The organism is Arthrobacter sp. SAFR-179, assembly GCF_059414945.1.
Genome location: NZ_JBPFDM010000015.1, coordinates 88,370 through 103,068, shown reverse-complemented (window position 1 = coordinate 103,068; position 14,699 = coordinate 88,370). Strand labels below are relative to the sequence as shown.

Sequence of the window (14,699 nt, the reverse complement as noted above, 5' to 3'; positions counted from 1 at the left end):
CATGGTTTCGACCACCCAGGTCACGTGGCAGCTGTCGGGCTTCGGAGATGAGATCGACGACGACCCTGCCGTCCAGGTCGCGGTGCTGCAGGCCCTCGGCGCCAACCATATCGAAGTCCGCAGCGCCTGGGGCACCAACATTGTGGACCTGAGCGACGAACAGCTCCAGGCCCTCGCCTCCCTGCTGGCGGACAAAGGCATGAAGGTCTCGGCCATCGCTTCGCCCATCGGGAAGGTGGATGTCAGCCTCCCGGTGGAGCATGAAGTGGAACGGCTGCGCCGGGCGGTGAACGCAGCCAAGGTCCTGGACGCCAGGTACATCCGCATCTTCTCCTTCTACTACGGCGAATCCGTGCAGGTGGACAGCATCCGCGACGCCGTCATGGAACGGATGCGGGCGCTTGCCGATGTCGCCGAGGAAGGCGGCGTGATCCTGCTGCACGAGAACGAAAAGGACATCTTCGGGGACACCCCCGACCGTGTCCTGGACATCATCGAGACCGTCAACTCGCCCGCCTTGAAGGTGGCCTGGGACGCCGCGAACTTCGTCCAGGTGGGGGTGAAGCCCTTCGACGAAGGCTACGCGAAACTCCGCCCGCACCTGGAGTACCTCCAGGTCAAGGATGCCTTGTTCGAAAACGGCCACGTGATGCCCGCCGGTGAAGGCGACGGCGACGTGCTCAAGACTGTGGAGGCCCTCAAGAACGACGGCTACCAGGGCTTCGCCTCCCTGGAACCGCACCTCGCCGGTGCCCACGGGCTGGGCGGATTCTCCGGCCCCACCGCATTCGGCATTGCAGCACGCGCCTTCGCAAAAGTCACCGCAGAAGCAGGAGTCCAGACCGCATGAGCACCTTGAATGTAGCCATCGCCGGGTGCGGCGTCATCGGCCGCACCCACGCCGTCGCCCTCCAGGCATTTCCGGAGGTCCGGATTGTCGCGCTGGTGGATGCCATCCCTGACGCGGCCGAGGCCCTGGCGGACTTCATCGAGAAGAAAGGGGGGCCACGGCCGCCGCAGTTCACCACCCTGCAGGAAGCCTTCGGCGCTGTCGACATCGACCTCGTGGCGCTGGCAACCCCCAGCGGCCTCCACATCCAGCAGGGCCTGGAAGTCCTGGCTGCCGGGAAGCACGTGGTGATCGAAAAGCCGCTTGACGTTGACCTCACCCGCGCCCAGGAAATCGAAGCCGCGGCCAAGGAAGCGGCGGGCAAGGGGATTGTGGCTTCCGTCATCAGCCAGCACCGGTTTGACCAGTCAAGCGTGGCCGTTGCCGATGCCGTGGCCAAGGGACGCTTCGGCCGGCTCACCTCCGCCATCGCTTCCGTGGCCTGGTGGCGCAGCCAGGGGTACTACGACTCCGGTGACTGGCGGGGCACCTGGTCCATGGACGGCGGCGGTGCCCTGATGAACCAGGGCGTCCACACCGTGGACCTGCTGCTGTGGTTCATGGGACGGCCCGTTGAGATCCACGCACACACAGCCCGGCTTGCCCATGAACGCATCGAGGTGGAGGACACCGCGGTTGCCACCATCACCTTCGAAAACGGCGGCCTGGCAGTCCTGCACGCCACCACCGCGGCCTACCCGGGGCTGACGGTACGCGTCCAACTGATGGGATCCGAAGGCTCGGCCGTGGTGGACAACGACCGGCTGCAGTACTTCCACAGCAAGGATGCCGGCGGTGAGTCCGCGGACATGGGCCTCCAAGGCGGCGGCAACCAGGCGGAAGAGGAACTGGCCAAGTTCCCGGAGGAGGACTACAAGGCCGCGGATCCCACCGTGTACCCCGCCGGCCACGTCCGGCAGTACCGGGACATCCTGGCGGCCCTCGCCGGTGGACGGCAGGCCGGCGTTACCGTCAGCGACGCCGTCAACGCGCTCGCCGCCGTACGCTCCGTTTACGTTTCGGCCACCCTTGGTCAGCCGGTCCTCTTCGACGACGTCCTGGCAGGCAAGTACAACGACCTTGAAGTCCGCACCGGCGGCACATCGGCAGAAAGCGCCTGAGGCTATGAAGTTTTCAGTATTTACCGCATCAACCCCCGAATGGACTCCCGAAGAAGCGGTGCAGCACCTGGCTGAGCAGGGCTGGGACGGCGTGGAGTGGCGGATCACGGACCAGGCTGATGCCCCCGAGCCCGGATTCTGGGCCGGCAACAAGGCAACCGTCCCGCTCACCGGCATGGAAGACCACCTGGACCGCATCGCCGCCCTTACCTCCGGCGCCGGCCTGGAATTCTCCGGCATCGGCGGATATGCCCGGTGCGACAACCATAAGGACGTTGACCACATGCTGGCCGCAACGGCCAGGCTGGGTGCGGAGAAAGTCAGGGTAACCACCCTTCCTTTGGGAACCGCGGCGTGGGGCAACGAACCGGCCAGCGGCACGCCCTACCCGGAGCTCTTCGCGGCAGCCCGCCGCGACTTTGAGTGGATCGCCGAACGGGCTGCTTACCACGGAGTCAAGGCGCTGGTGGAACTGCACCACCGCACCATCACCGCTTCCGCGTCCTCCGCCCTGCGGCTGCTGGACGGCCTGGATCCGCAGCACGTGGGCGTCATCCATGACCTGGGCAACCTGCTCATCGAAGGGCAGGAGGACTACCTCCCCGCCTTCGAACTCCTGGGCGACTACCTGGCCCATGTGCATGTCAAAAACGCGCTATGGGTCAACAGCGGGGAAACCGACGAGTCCGGCGCGGCCGTTTACCGCAACGAGTGGGCGCCGCTGCGGTCAGGCCAGGGCAGTGTCCTCCAGTACTTCAAGGCGCTCGCGGCCTTTGGCTATGACGGATGGGTGACGGTGGAGGACTTCTCCACCGAACTCCCGCTGGCTGAACGGACCGCGGACAACCTCGATTACCTCCGCTCCACCGCCGTACTGGCCGGACTCCCGGTCCCTGCAGGGAGGCGTTGACCCATGGGAACGCCCATTGCGGACCACCCTGACCGGCTCCTGCCGGCGGATCCCGGGGTCCGGGAGATCGCTCGGTCCCTCTTCAAGAAGGTGGAGGGGCTGCCGATCATCTCCCCGCACGGGCACGTCGATGCGGCGGTCATCGAGCGGAACACCCCCTTTCCCGATCCCGCCGCCCTGCTGGTCACCCCGGACCACTACGTCACCCGGCTGATCCACGCTGGCGGGGTGCCCATGGACCAGCTGGGATTGGGCAGCCATGCGGCCGGTTCGCGGCAGGTGTGGCGGCACTTCTGTGAGGCGTGGCCTGCCTTTGAAGGAACGGCGTCCGGGTACTGGATCCGGCAGGAGTTCGCCCACGTGTTCGGCCTGGCGGAGGAGCCGTCCGCGGAGAATGCTGACCGGCTGTACGACGCCCTGCAGGCCAAGCTTTCGGAGCCGGGCTTCCGGCCGCGCGAGCTGTTCAAGGAATTCAACATCGAGGTGCTGGCCACCACCGATGATCCGCTGGACTCGCTGGACAGCCACGCGGCGCTGCACGCCGACCCCGCGTTCGCCGCGCGGGTGCTGCCCACCTTCCGGCCGGACCAGTACCTGAACATGGCGCATCCGGCCTGGCAGGACAACGTGGAGCGCCTCATCGGCTCCGCCGGTGAGGGGGCGTCGGGCTACGCCGGGTACATCAGGGCACTTGAGGCCCGGCGCCGGCACTTCGTGGAGCGCGGCGCGGTCTCGGCCGATCACGGCGTTTTCACGCCTGCCACGCTCAAACTGGACGACGCCGAGGCGGAGCGGCTTTTTGAGCGGGGACGGGCGGGCCAGGCAAGTGCTGCTGACAGGGACGCCTTTGAAGCGCACATGATCTACCAGATGGCGCGGATGTCGGTGGAGGACGGCCTGGTGATGACCATCCATCCCGGGTCCTTCCGCAACCACCACGCACCCACGTTTGATGCGTTTGGGGCCGATACCGGCCACGATATCCCGGTGGCGGTCAATTACACGGAGGCCGTCCGGCCGCTGCTTCAGGATTTCGGGACCGCCAAGGACTTCCACCTGGTCCTCTTCACGCTCGACGAGACCGTGTTTTCCCGTGAACTTGCCCCGCTGGCCGGCTTCTACCCGTCGGTGTATCTCGGGGCGCCGTGGTGGTTCCTGGACGCACCGGATGCCATGCTCCGCTTCCGGTCCGCGGTGACGGAGACGGCAGGGTTCTCCCGGTCCTCGGGCTTCATTGATGACACGCGGGCTTTCTGCTCCATCCCGGCCCGCCATGACACTGCCCGGCGGATTGAGGCCTCGTTCCTGGCCCGGCTGGTGGCTGAGCACCGGGTCACCGAAGAACGCGCGCATGAACTGATCGTGGACATTATCGACGCCTCGCCCCGGCGGGTGTTCAAACTGTGAATGCGGCCCCGCCCGTCCCGGACCCGGCTCCTGCCCAGACCCCTGTTCCTGCACTGGACCGGAGCCTGAAGCCACTGCCCAAGGCCCCGGTACGCATTGTCCACCTCGGCCTGGGCGCCTTCCACCGTTCCCACCAGGCCTGGTACACCCAGCACGCCCCGGACGCGGCTGAGTGGGGGATCGCGGCGTTCACCGGCCGCCGCCCGGACGCCGCGGAGACGCTCTCCGCCCAGGACTGCCTCTACACCCTGGTGGAACGATCGGCAGGCGGGGACAGCTTCGAAGTCATCGGAAGCATCGTCGAAGCCGTGGACGGGGCCAACATCACCCGGCTTTGCGAGCTTGTCACCGCCCCGGAAACGGCCGTGGTCACGCTGACCATCACCGAGGCCGCCTACGGGTTGGCGGCGGATGGAACGTTCGACGCCGACGCCCCGAGTGTGGCGGATGACCTCCGCGCGCTGTCGGCAGCGGCGGCCCCGGAGACTTCCATTACAAGGGAGACTTCCGCTTCCGGGGAGACTTCCGCGCCCCGCGGGACTGTTGCTTCCGGCGGGGCAAGGGTGCCCGGCACGCCGTTGGGGCGCCTGGTGCTGGCCCTGGCGGGCCGGAAAGACAGCGGCGCGGGACCGATCGCCGTCGTCAGCTGTGACAACCTGTCGGCCAACGGTGACGTTGCCCGCCGTGGCGTCCTGGGCATGGCCGCAGCATGGGGGCAGGACCTGGTGGAGTGGATCGGGGCGAATGTCAGCTTCGTGAGTACTTCTGTGGACCGGATTACCCCGCGGACCACCGACGCGGACATCGCGGAAGTGGCGGAGCAATGCGGCTACCGCGACAGCTCGCCGGTGGTTGCCGAGCCGTTCCGGAACTGGGTGCTCAGCGGCGACTTCCCGGCCGGAAGGCCCCGCTGGGAGGATGCGGGCGCCGTGGTGGTTGATGACATCGAGCCCTACGAGAACCGCAAGCTGTGGCTGCTCAACGGGTCGCACTCCATCCTGGCGTACGTCGGCCAGCTGCGCGGGCACGCCACCGTTGCCGAGGCCCTGGCCGACCCGCTCTGCCGGAGGGCGGTGGAGGATTTTTGGGACGAGGCCGCCAACCATCTGCGCTCTGAGGGCCTGGACATCCCGGGGTACCGGCGGGCACTGCTTGAGCGCTTCGGAAACGCCCGGATCGCCCACCGCCTGGCCCAGATCGCTGCCGATGCCACCACAAAACTGCGGATGCGCGCTGTACCTGTCCTGGCAGCGGAACGCGCCGAAGGCCGCAGCGGTTCCGGTGCCGCCCTGATGCTCGCGGCGTGGATCGACTACGTGGCCGCGGCTGGGGACTTCCAGGATCCGCTGGCACGGGAGATCCGGGCGGCCGCTGCCCTTGACGGGGCCGGCAGGGTTGAAGCCCTGCTCCGCCTGGTCAATGCCGGCATCGCCGAGGACGCGGACATCGTGTCCCTGGTCCACCGGCTGTGCGGATCGTTCTCCGCAACAACTGCGTCCCCCGCCACCCCCACACGTACCTGACCCTGCTTTTTGAATCCCGCTTACTTGAACCCTGCTTTTATTTCCGGAAGGAACAGTTAATTCCCATGAAGATCGTTGCCGCCGATGTGTTTGTGACCAGTCCGTCCCGGAACTTTGTGACGTTGCGGATCACTACGGAGGATGGCGTGACCGGTATCGGTGATGCCACGTTGAACGGCCGTGAGCTCGCCGTCGCCGCGTATTTGAAGGAGCATGTGGCGCAGCTGCTGATTGGCAAGGATCCGCACCGGATTGAGGATACGTGGCAGTTCCTGTACCGGAGTGCGTATTGGCGGCGGGGTCCGGTGACGATGGCGGCGATCGCTGCCGTGGACATGGCGTTGTGGGATATCAAGGGCAAGCTGGCGGGGATGCCGGTGTACCAACTCCTGGGCGGTGCGTCGCGGAACGGCCTGCGGGCCTACGGGCACGCGTCGGGTGCGGACATCCCGTCGTTGTTTGATTCGGTCCGGGAGCATCTGGAGCTGGGCTATAAGTCGATCCGGATCCAGACCGCGGTGCCGGGGATCAAGGCCGTCTATGGTGTGGCGGCGCAGGCGCAGGCCTCGGGGGAGCGGTATGACTATGAGCCGGCGGGGCGGGGTGCGTTCCCGGTGGAGGAGGACTGGGACACCCGGGCCTACCTGCGGCACCTGCCTACCGTGTTTGAGGCGGTCCGGAATGAGTTTGGGCCGGAGATCCCTTTGTTGCATGACGGGCATCACCGGATGACGCCGATCCAGGCCGCGAAGCTGGGCAAGGCGCTGGAGCCGTATGACCTGTTTTGGCTGGAGGACTGCACGCCGGCTGAGAACCAGGAGGGGTTGCGCCTGGTGCGGCAGCACACCACCACGCCGCTGGCGATCGGGGAGGTCTTCAATACCGTGTATGACTTCCAGACGCTGATCAAGGAGCAGCTGATCGATTATGTCCGGGCGGCGTCGACGCACTTTGGCGGGATCAGTCCGTTGAAGAAGGTGATGGATTTCGCCGCGCAGTACCAGATCAAGTCCGGCTTCCACGGCCCCACAGACATCTCCCCGGTGGGCTTCGCCGCGCAGCTGCATGTGGGGTTGGCGATCCATAATTACGGGATCCAGGAGTACATGCAGCACTCGGAGAAGACCAACGAGGTCTTCGAGCAGTCCATGACCTTCACCGACGGCTATCTGCACCCGGGCGACAAGCCGGGCATCGGCGTCGAATTCAATGAAGAAGCCGCCGCGGCGTATCCCTACCAGCAGGCCTACCTGCCCTACAACCGCCTGGTCGACGGCACCGTCCACGACTGGTAAGGAAATTCGATGAAGAAGCAACGCATCGTGGTCATGGGTGTCTCCGGCTGCGGCAAGACCACCATCGGCGACCTCGTAGCCCGCGAACTGGGTGTCCCGTTCATAGACGGCGATTCCCTCCACCCCGTGGAGAACGTGGCCAAGATGGCGGCCGGCACACCGCTCACGGACGAGGACCGCTGGCCATGGCTCGCCACGGTGGGAACCGAGCTGGCAAAGGCCGGTGACGGCGGAATGGTCCTGGCCTGTTCCGCACTGCGCCGCAGTTACCGCGACGCCATCCGGGAACAGTCCCCGGATACGATCTTCCTGCACCTGAATGGCAGCAAGGAAGTCCTGAAGGCGCGGACGGAAGGCCGCACCGGGCACTTTATGCCCCCCGCCCTGCTCGATTCCCAACTCGCCACGCTCGAACCGCTCCAGGAAGACGAGGCCGGCGTGGTGGTGGACATCGCCGCGCCCGTCGCGGACGTCGTGGCCCAGGCACTCAAGGGAATCGCCGCCGTCGTACCTTCTGCCAAGGGGGCCCACGGCGCCCGGCCGCGGCAGTTCGACGTCGACCTTGCGGCGGCGCCGTTCAAGCTCGACGCCGACGCCATCGTCTGGGTGGAGGGCACCATTGGTGCCATGACGCTCGAGGAAAAGATCGGGCAGCTGTTCATCAACCACAACAACGACTACTCGCCCGAGTACCTCGACGGGGTGCTGGAGAACTACCACGTGGGCGGCATGCGGTACCGGCCCGGGCCGGCCGCCGCCGTGCAGGAACATATCCGCTACGCACAGTCCAGGTCCACGATTCCGCTGCTGATTGCTTCCAACCCGGAGATGGGTGGCGCCGGCAGCTGCGACGACGGCACGTTCGTGTCCACGCACCTCCAGGCCGGTTCGCATCCGGACAAGAACATAGCCCGGCAGATGGGCCAGGTGGCAGGGGTTGAGACGGCGGCCCTGGGCTGCAACTGGGCCTTCGCGCCGATCGTGGACATCCACTACAACTGGCGGAACACCGTCATTTCCACGCGTTCCTTTGGGAACACGCCGGAGATTGTGGTGGAGCGGGCCAAGGAGTACTTCGACGGCATCAGCGAATCGCCCACGGCCTGTGCCATGAAGCACTTCCCCGGCGACGGCATCGATGAGCGGGACCAGCACGTGGTCACGTCCTACAACACCCTTGGCTACGAGGAATGGAACCGGACGTACGGGCACGTGTACCGGGAGATGATTGCGCACGGCGTGCAATCCATCATGGTGGGCCACATTGGCGCGCCTGAGGTCTCCCGGCATTTCCGGCCAGGCCTTGCGGATGCCGAGATTCTGCCGGCCACGTTGTCCCCGGAGCTGCTCCAGGACCTGCTGCGCGGCGAGCTTGGCTTCAACGGCCTGGTCCTCACCGACGCCTCGCAGATGGTGGGCCTGACCCAGGCGATGAAGCGCAGGGACCTGGTGCCGGCCACGATCGCCGCCGGCTGCGACATGTTCCTGTTCTTCCGGAACCCGGCCGAGGACTTCCAGTACATGCTGGACGGGTACAAGTCCGGGGTCATCACCGAGCAGCGGCTGCACGATGCGCTGCGGCGGATTCTCGGGCTGAAGGCGTCCCTGGGGCTGCACCTGAAATCTGCGGACCAGCTGGTGCCGCCCGCGGAGGCGCTTGCCGTGATTGGCTCCGCAGAGCACCGGTCCATCGCCGCGGAGATCGCGGACAAGACGGTGACGCTGGTCAAGGACACAGCCGGGAACCTGCCCATCACCCCGGCCACGCATCCCCGGATCCGGTTGTACGGGATCTCCGGCGGGGCCGACTTCACCCGCGCTGACCCGCTGGCCTACCTGGAGGTGGTGAAGGAGGAATTGGAGGCTGCCGGTTTCGAGGTGCATCTGTTCCGGACCGCTGAGCAGCGCGAGGCGGCGGGGGAGACCGGGGTGAACTTCATGTCCGTCATCTCCGAGGAAGCCACGGGCGACTATGCGGAGAAGTACGACGCCGCGTTTGTCTTTGCCAATGTCAAGGGCTTCGCGCAGGAGGCGGCCATCCGAATCAAGTGGTCCTCGCCGATGGCCGCGGAAATCCCCTGGTACGTCACGGAGGTGCCCACGGTGTTCGTATCGCTCAACCAGCCAAACCACCTGATCGACGTGCCCATGGTCAGGACGGCAATCCATGCCCATGCCGGGACGCGGGAAGCCATCCGTGCCGCAGTGGAGAAGATCCAGGGACGGTCCGAATTCCAGGGCACGTTCAACGAGAACGTGTTTTGTGGGTCATTCGATACGCGGCTCTAGCAGTACTGCAGGAGGCGCCACCGCAGCAGCGGTGGCGCCTCCTTCATGCGTCAGTAGTGGGAGCCCTTAGGCGTCCTCACGGTCCGGGTTCTCCAGCCGGAAGAAGTTGGACTGGTTGCCATCCGTCCTCTGCTCCTGGTAGATGAAATTGAGGCGGCGCTCGTCAAAGGTCTTGAACCATTCTTCCCAGCTGACTTCGCGCAGGTTGGTGTCCTTGTCCCGGAAATCGATGCGCAGGACGCCAAGATGGTCACCATGTTCCGTGCCTTCAACCGTTGCGGGCACGCCGCCGCGTTCTTCGGCCCACTGCCTGATGACCTCATGGTGGGTGGTTGCCAGGCTTCGGCCTTCGCGTTCGGGCTCCGCATCCGGGGAGGTGATTTCCTGGGAGTACTTCAGCGATTTGGACGAGTCGTCGCCGTAGCGGATTTTGCCGCCGTCGGGGCCGGCACCCAGGTCTTCTGCATCTTCCGTGTCTTTTGCTTGGCTGCCGCTGGCTTTACCTTTGCCGCCGTCCCCGCCTTCCTGCCGGGCTTTGGCGACCTCCTTCACCAGCTCTTCCTTGCGCATTCCGGACGTGCCGGGAATGTTCTCTTCCTTGGCTTCGTTCCGGAGTTCGTCCACCTTCATGTTGCGCAGTTCGGTTTCACTGACGTCAGGGGTGTTCGGCGTCTGGTTACCCGGCTTCTCACTCATGGCATGTCCTCCTTGTGCTGAACTCTTTGGCAGAATCGACAAATAATAAGGCTGCTTACTTTTCTAGCCGCTGCCGGATAATGCGTCAAGCACGCGTGCCCGCCGACGCAGTCCCGGGGCCTTGAAAGACGGCTGTGAGGGGGCCTTGGACCCTGGGCGGCCGGTTAGGTATCTGTAGGCTCCATGCATTCCGTAGCTGAAAGAGGTGTGCCGTGAGCAGCACGACATCTGAGTTCCTAGCCCTCATGCGGCCAAAGACGGCCAGGAACAATGCATCCAGCCGCATCCGCCGACGGCTTCCCGGAGTCCTCGCTGCCGCCGCCGCTGCGGGGTTTCTCACTCACAGCCTCAGGCCGCGCGTACTGGGAACGTGGGGAACCACGGAGCCCGAAAGAGCTGGCTCCGCGTGATGGACTTCCTTCTTCTGCGCTGGTGCCTGGTCATGGACCGGGCGATGCTGCTGGGCATCAAGAAGCGCGCCGAAAGGGAAGCACACGGGCGGCAGCCGTCGTCGGCCCCGCAGTGACTCCGTCCGGTGCGCGGGCAACCGCGTAGTGTGAAGCAGTGGACTTCTCCTGCGAAATTTCTGAGGATGTTGTGCTCCGTCCTGTCCAGCCAACGGATGCGGGGGCGCTGGCGGCGGCCTTTCAAGCGAACCGTTCACATCTCGCCCCATGGGAACCGGTCCGGCCTGCGGAGTTTTACACCGTCCAAGGCCAGAAGGAAGCGGTTGAACGACGACGTGAGGAGCTGGATTCGGGCACGGCACTTCCCATGGTGCTGGCGCGAAATGACAGTATCGTGGGGCTGTTGACCTTGAGTTCGATCGTGCGGGGCGCCTTCCAGAACGCGCACTTGGGCTACTGGATCTCCCACGCGTCCCAGGGTGCAGGGATTATGACAGCGGCTGTAGGTGCCGCCATCAACATCGCCGCAGTTGATCTCGGTCTCCACCGGCTCGAGGCCGCAACCCTGGTGCACAACACGGCATCCCAGCGGGTGCTGGAAAAGAACGGGTTCGAGGCCTATGGCATGGCGCGCGCCTACCTCCGGATAGCGGGCCAATGGCAGGACCACCGGATGTACCAGCGGATTCTCTGAGCCCGTACATTGCGGCTAGAGTCAGCCAGTAATTCCTGACGGTCCTGTTGTTCATCAGCATCCTCAACTGAAGGGGCAAGTGGTCCACCCTATTCGTTCCGCCGCGCCCACGTGTAAGGGTTTGGTTCGTGCCCGCCGCGCCGGCCCTGCTCAAACCCCTGTTGCCATGCCTTCCCGACCGCGGACACCAAATCGGCGAGCAAGGGATAGTAGGGGTGGTCTGGACCGATGTAGATCATTTCGTCGTTGGCTCGGTCCACGGCGGCGCGGACTTGGTTCTCGGCAGCAGGACTGGTCACGGTACCGCCCTTCGTCCAGGAACTCCGGTGTCCGCTTCGAAGGTAACGCCGGACCGCGGAAGTGTCTACGGTTGCGGGCCAGGGGCCTGGCTGGAGCGACAAGGACCCACCTTACCCACCTGAACAGGCCAGCCACACGAGGACGCAGCGGGATCAAGGATGAGGAGAAGCATAGGCTGGCGTAGGCTCGGGCTATGTCACAACTTGGGGGAGTACGGCACTGTTGTCTCTGGCTTGTTTCAGCCGCCATGGCTCTGCTCGGCGCCACTCTGGCCGGCTGCGAATACCAGGATGAGTCCATGCCGGCTGCACGTTCTACTCCTTCAGCGCCTATATCGAACTCTACGGCGGGGCCGCCCACGAAACCCCCTGAGGTGGCAGCTGTCGAGGAGGGCAACCGGGCGAAGCTGGACGAGGTACTCGGTGTTCCGACCTCGGACACTTACCTGGATATAACGGAATCAATCGGTGGCAGGATGAATTCCTTTGTCACGGGCGCATCCCTGCCCTCCTCCGGCACCTATGCCGTAACAACAGCGTGCATCGGCACTTCCAGCGCCAGACTGGTCCTCACCCAGAGAACACCCGGGAGCACAAGCGATCAGGTGAACTTTTCCGAAGCATTCGCATGTACCGAGCCTTCCAGCAGGGCTCTCGACCTGCGCGCTGGCAGGGTCACTGTCGACGTCATCAACCTCAGCCCGGATGGATCCACCTGGGGGACGGGAGCCTTTGCCAATGTCCGGATCAGTCCCTGGAAGCCCTAAGGCGCGGAGTCGGAACACTTGAGCAGCATAGGCGGGCAGTAGTTCAGCAGTAGAAATGCATCAGCGGGGAAGGGACAGGTGAGGGCAGTGTCGGAAGCGACCCGCCGGTGGGCGGGGGCAAGCGCCTGGATCCTGATCGTGCTCGCCTCAATAGGCCTCATCGGTTACGGAATTGTGCACGCCGGAATCTGGCTCTGGATGCCGACGCCGGCCGAACAGGAGGCATCCTGGATCGGCAGCCGCTACATCTTCTTTGGTTGGCTGCTGTCCATTGCGGCCTCCGTCTGGTCACACCGCCGAGGCAACCCGTTGTGGGTGACCATCTGCGTCGCACTGCCGGGGTTTCTCGTGGGCTGGGCGGACCTCGTCAGCCCGTACACCCTCCTGCGCTTCCTGGCCGCGGTCGTGGCTTTCCCGCTGGCACTCGGAGGCGTGGCCGAGGTCATCTGGGCGCGCGGCCGATGGCAGCGGGGATAGGAAGGAAAAGCCGCGCCACACCTTTTTGCGCTCCACTTCGAGGGGCGGTCATCGATCCGAGGGGGCGTCAGCATCCTGATTACAAGGGCCGGAGCCTTTCTTGTGTACGGCCCCGTCCAGGAAGGTTGAGGGCAAAGAAAAAGGCTCTGGTTCCCTTGGATCTAAGGGAGCCAGAGCCTTTCTCATCGGCGGTGACGGTGGGATTTGAACCCACGTTGGCTTTTACACCAAACAACATTTCGAGTGTTGCACCTTCGGCCGCTCGGACACGTCACCAACCTCAATAGGGTACCGGAGCATGGCCTGCATCCCCAAAACGGACACCCGCCGATGCCATTGCGGGTCACCACATCCCAGGGCTGCCTTGATGTGCGATCGGGGCATCCCTATTGTCAGACCCCCTTGTCATGATGGGTTTATGGGGAACGCGGCGGTGGCGAGGGCTTTTGAGGACATTAAGGCTGCCCTTGCCGTGCTCAACGCGGAAGTTGATGGGGCGGGTTTGGAACCGTTTTCGGACGCTGATCCTTTGGCGGGGTTGGCGGATGGGTGCCTGGATATTCTTGCCGGTGCCCGGGAGGTGGAGGCCGGGTTTGCGGGGTTGAAGGCGAAGGCTGCTGTGAAGTACGCGGAGAGTGCCTGTGCTGTTGCGGGGCCGGGGGTGCCGGTGGTGGCGCAGGAGATGGCGGTTGCTGCGGAGATCGGGTGTGTACTGGCGTTGGGGCCGCGGGCTGCAGGGTCGTTCCTGGCCACGTCGCACGCCGTGATGACGACGTTGCCGCGGACTCTGGCGGCACTGCGGACCGGGGTGATCTCGTGGCAGCATGCGGTGGTGATGGCCGATGAAACCGCGGGTCTTGATGCTGCGGGGGTGGCGGCGTTGGAGGCGCATTTCCTGGACCCCGACGCACCTGACCCGGTCCGGGGGTGTCCGGTGGGGGAGATGCCGGCGCACCGGTTCAGGGCCAAGGCCCGGGTCTGGCGGGAACGCCACCATGCCGAGTCGATCGAGAAGCGTCACGCCAAGTCCGTGCTGGACCGGCGGGTGGAGTTCCGGCCGGACCGGGACGGGATGGCTTGGCTCAGCGCGTGTCTGCCGGCGGACCAGGCTGTGGCTGGCTGGAACCGGCTTACCGCTGTTGCCCGGGGCATGCAGGGCCCGGACGAGTCCCGGAGCATGCCCCAGCTGCGGGCGGACACCTTTGCCGAAGCGATCCTGGGTGGTGGGCTGGGCACGGGCGGTGACAGCAGCGGCAACATGAGCGGGAGCGGTGCCAGCCTAACGGGCGGCGTTGTCGGGACCAGTGGCGGCGAGGGTGGGAGTGACGGTACTGGGCGGGAGCAGCTGTCAACGCCAATCCGGGCCCAGGTTCTGGTGACGGTCCCGGTGCTCTCCCTGCAGGGGGTGACGGATGAGCCGGCGGTCCTGGACGGGTACGGGCCCATCCCGGCATCCATGGCACGGCGGCTTGTTGCGGGCGGGGCGGACTCGTTCCACCGGGTCCTGGTGGACCCGCGGGACGGGGCACCGTTGGAGATCGGCAGGACCAGCTACCGAATCACGAAAGCGATGCGGAACTGGCTAAGGATGCGGGACGGGAAATGCCCGTTCCCGGGGTGCAGCAACAACTCCCTGGACAACGAAGCCGATCACATCCTCGCCTGGCACCAGGGCGGCACCACGGGGATCAGCAACCTGGGGCAGCCCTGCCCGAAGCACCACCGGCTCCGGCACAGCACCGGTTGGAAACCCACACCGGCCAGCAAGGATGAACCACCCGGCTGGACCTCACCCGCCGGCCGGCACTACAAGAGCGAACACCAGGAGTGGGAACCACCACACTGGCCTCCCGGCTTCCTGCCCTGCCAACGAAGTCTCCTCGAGGAAGCACTCCTCCAGCATCTCGCCTCGTAAAGCCGAAGTG

14 protein-coding genes and 1 tRNA gene are annotated in these 14,699 nt (G+C 65.4%); 12 read left to right on the top strand and 3 right to left on the bottom strand.

Going from position 1 to position 14,699, the window contains the following annotated elements; all coding sequences use genetic code 11:
- Window position 1 precedes the first annotated feature (1 nt).
- The 7 genes from ACR65K_RS19430 to ACR65K_RS19400 all read left to right on the top strand — a co-directional run bounded on the left by ACR65K_RS19430 (window position 2) and on the right by ACR65K_RS19400 (window position 9,434).
- Window positions 2–850 carry a sugar phosphate isomerase/epimerase family protein gene (locus ACR65K_RS19430; RefSeq protein WP_440154592.1) on the top strand — a complete coding sequence of 283 codons (849 nt, stop codon included), beginning with the start codon at window positions 2–4 and terminating at the stop codon, window positions 848–850.
- Entirely contained in the window at window positions 847–2,010 is a 1,164-nt protein-coding gene (locus ACR65K_RS19425; RefSeq protein WP_440154591.1) for a Gfo/Idh/MocA family protein, read from the top strand. Before ACR65K_RS19430 ends, ACR65K_RS19425 begins: the two co-directional genes overlap by 4 nt.
- Window positions 2,011–2,014: 4 nt before the next feature.
- Window positions 2,015–2,920 (top strand): sugar phosphate isomerase/epimerase family protein, encoded by a 906-nt coding sequence (locus ACR65K_RS19420; protein WP_440154590.1) that lies wholly within the window; start codon window positions 2,015–2,017, stop codon window positions 2,918–2,920.
- A gap of 3 nt (window positions 2,921–2,923) precedes the next feature.
- Window positions 2,924–4,327, top strand: coding sequence for a glucuronate isomerase (gene uxaC / locus ACR65K_RS19415; protein ID WP_440154589.1), 1,404 nt, complete (start codon window positions 2,924–2,926; stop codon window positions 4,325–4,327).
- 53 nt (window positions 4,328–4,380) lie between these two features.
- Window positions 4,381–5,850 (top strand): mannitol dehydrogenase family protein, encoded by a 1,470-nt coding sequence (locus tag ACR65K_RS19410; protein WP_440154607.1) that lies wholly within the window; start codon window positions 4,381–4,383, stop codon window positions 5,848–5,850.
- A gap of 65 nt (window positions 5,851–5,915) precedes the next feature.
- Entirely contained in the window at window positions 5,916–7,145 is a 1,230-nt protein-coding gene (gene manD, locus ACR65K_RS19405) for a D-mannonate dehydratase ManD (RefSeq protein WP_440154588.1), read from the top strand.
- A 9-nt stretch (window positions 7,146–7,154) separates the two neighbouring features.
- Entirely contained in the window at window positions 7,155–9,434 is a 2,280-nt protein-coding gene (locus ACR65K_RS19400) for a gluconokinase, GntK/IdnK-type (RefSeq protein WP_440154587.1), read from the top strand.
- Window positions 9,435–9,500: 66 nt separating this feature from the next.
- Here ACR65K_RS19400 and ACR65K_RS19395 read toward each other — a convergent pair whose 3' ends face one another.
- Entirely contained in the window at window positions 9,501–10,130 is a 630-nt protein-coding gene (locus tag ACR65K_RS19395; protein WP_440154586.1) for a Rho termination factor N-terminal domain-containing protein, read from the bottom strand.
- 370 nt (window positions 10,131–10,500) lie between these two features.
- On the opposite strand from ACR65K_RS19395, the gene ACR65K_RS19390 reads away from it, so the two are divergent.
- Together ACR65K_RS19390 and ACR65K_RS19385 are read left to right on the top strand one after the other, a co-directional pair.
- On the top strand, window positions 10,501–10,656 hold the full coding sequence (locus ACR65K_RS19390; RefSeq protein WP_440154585.1) for a hypothetical protein: 156 nt from the start codon (window positions 10,501–10,503) through the stop codon (window positions 10,654–10,656).
- A 38-nt stretch (window positions 10,657–10,694) separates the two neighbouring features.
- Window positions 10,695–11,231 (top strand): GNAT family N-acetyltransferase, encoded by a 537-nt coding sequence (locus ACR65K_RS19385; RefSeq protein WP_440154584.1) that lies wholly within the window; start codon window positions 10,695–10,697, stop codon window positions 11,229–11,231.
- 89 nt (window positions 11,232–11,320) lie between these two features.
- On the opposite strand, the gene ACR65K_RS19380 is transcribed toward ACR65K_RS19385, so the two are convergent.
- A complete protein-coding gene (locus ACR65K_RS19380; protein ID WP_056333066.1) occupies window positions 11,321–11,530 on the bottom strand; it encodes a hypothetical protein in 210 nt (69 codons plus the stop codon).
- Between the two features lie 374 nt (window positions 11,531–11,904).
- Here ACR65K_RS19380 and ACR65K_RS19375 point away from each other — a divergent pair, with 374 nt between their 5' ends.
- Together ACR65K_RS19375 and ACR65K_RS19370 are read left to right on the top strand one after the other, a co-directional pair.
- Complete coding sequence (locus ACR65K_RS19375; protein ID WP_056333070.1) at window positions 11,905–12,297, top strand: hypothetical protein; 393 nt, start codon at window positions 11,905–11,907, stop codon at window positions 12,295–12,297.
- An 87-nt stretch (window positions 12,298–12,384) separates the two neighbouring features.
- Entirely contained in the window at window positions 12,385–12,774 is a 390-nt protein-coding gene (locus ACR65K_RS19370) for a hypothetical protein (RefSeq protein WP_440154583.1), read from the top strand.
- 189 nt (window positions 12,775–12,963) lie between these two features.
- Here ACR65K_RS19370 and ACR65K_RS19365 read toward each other — a convergent pair.
- Window positions 12,964–13,050, bottom strand: a tRNA-Ser gene (locus ACR65K_RS19365).
- A gap of 142 nt (window positions 13,051–13,192) precedes the next feature.
- On the opposite strand from ACR65K_RS19365, the gene ACR65K_RS19360 reads away from it, so the two are divergent.
- Window positions 13,193–14,689: an HNH endonuclease signature motif containing protein gene (locus ACR65K_RS19360; protein WP_440154582.1), complete on the top strand. Its 1,497-nt coding sequence runs from the start codon at window positions 13,193–13,195 to the stop codon at window positions 14,687–14,689.
- Window positions 14,690–14,699 lie beyond the last annotated feature (10 nt).

What these genes read in the sequence shown, in the direction of transcription:
- ACR65K_RS19430 (WP_440154592.1), top strand. Translation starts at nt 2, where the DNA reads ATGGTTTCGACCACCCAGGTCACGTGGCAGCTGTCGGGCTTCGGAGAT.
- ACR65K_RS19425 (WP_440154591.1), top strand. Translation starts at nt 847, where the DNA reads ATGAGCACCTTGAATGTAGCCATCGCCGGGTGCGGCGTCATCGGCCGC.
- ACR65K_RS19420 (WP_440154590.1), top strand. Translation starts at nt 2,015, where the DNA reads ATGAAGTTTTCAGTATTTACCGCATCAACCCCCGAATGGACTCCCGAA.
- uxaC (WP_440154589.1), top strand. Translation starts at nt 2,924, where the DNA reads ATGGGAACGCCCATTGCGGACCACCCTGACCGGCTCCTGCCGGCGGAT.
- manD (WP_440154588.1), top strand. Translation starts at nt 5,916, where the DNA reads ATGAAGATCGTTGCCGCCGATGTGTTTGTGACCAGTCCGTCCCGGAAC.
- ACR65K_RS19400 (WP_440154587.1), top strand. Translation starts at nt 7,155, where the DNA reads ATGAAGAAGCAACGCATCGTGGTCATGGGTGTCTCCGGCTGCGGCAAG.
- ACR65K_RS19395 (WP_440154586.1), bottom strand. Translation starts at nt 10,130, where the DNA reads ATGAGTGAGAAGCCGGGTAACCAGACGCCGAACACCCCTGACGTCAGT.
- ACR65K_RS19360 (WP_440154582.1), top strand. Translation starts at nt 13,193, where the DNA reads ATGGGGAACGCGGCGGTGGCGAGGGCTTTTGAGGACATTAAGGCTGCC.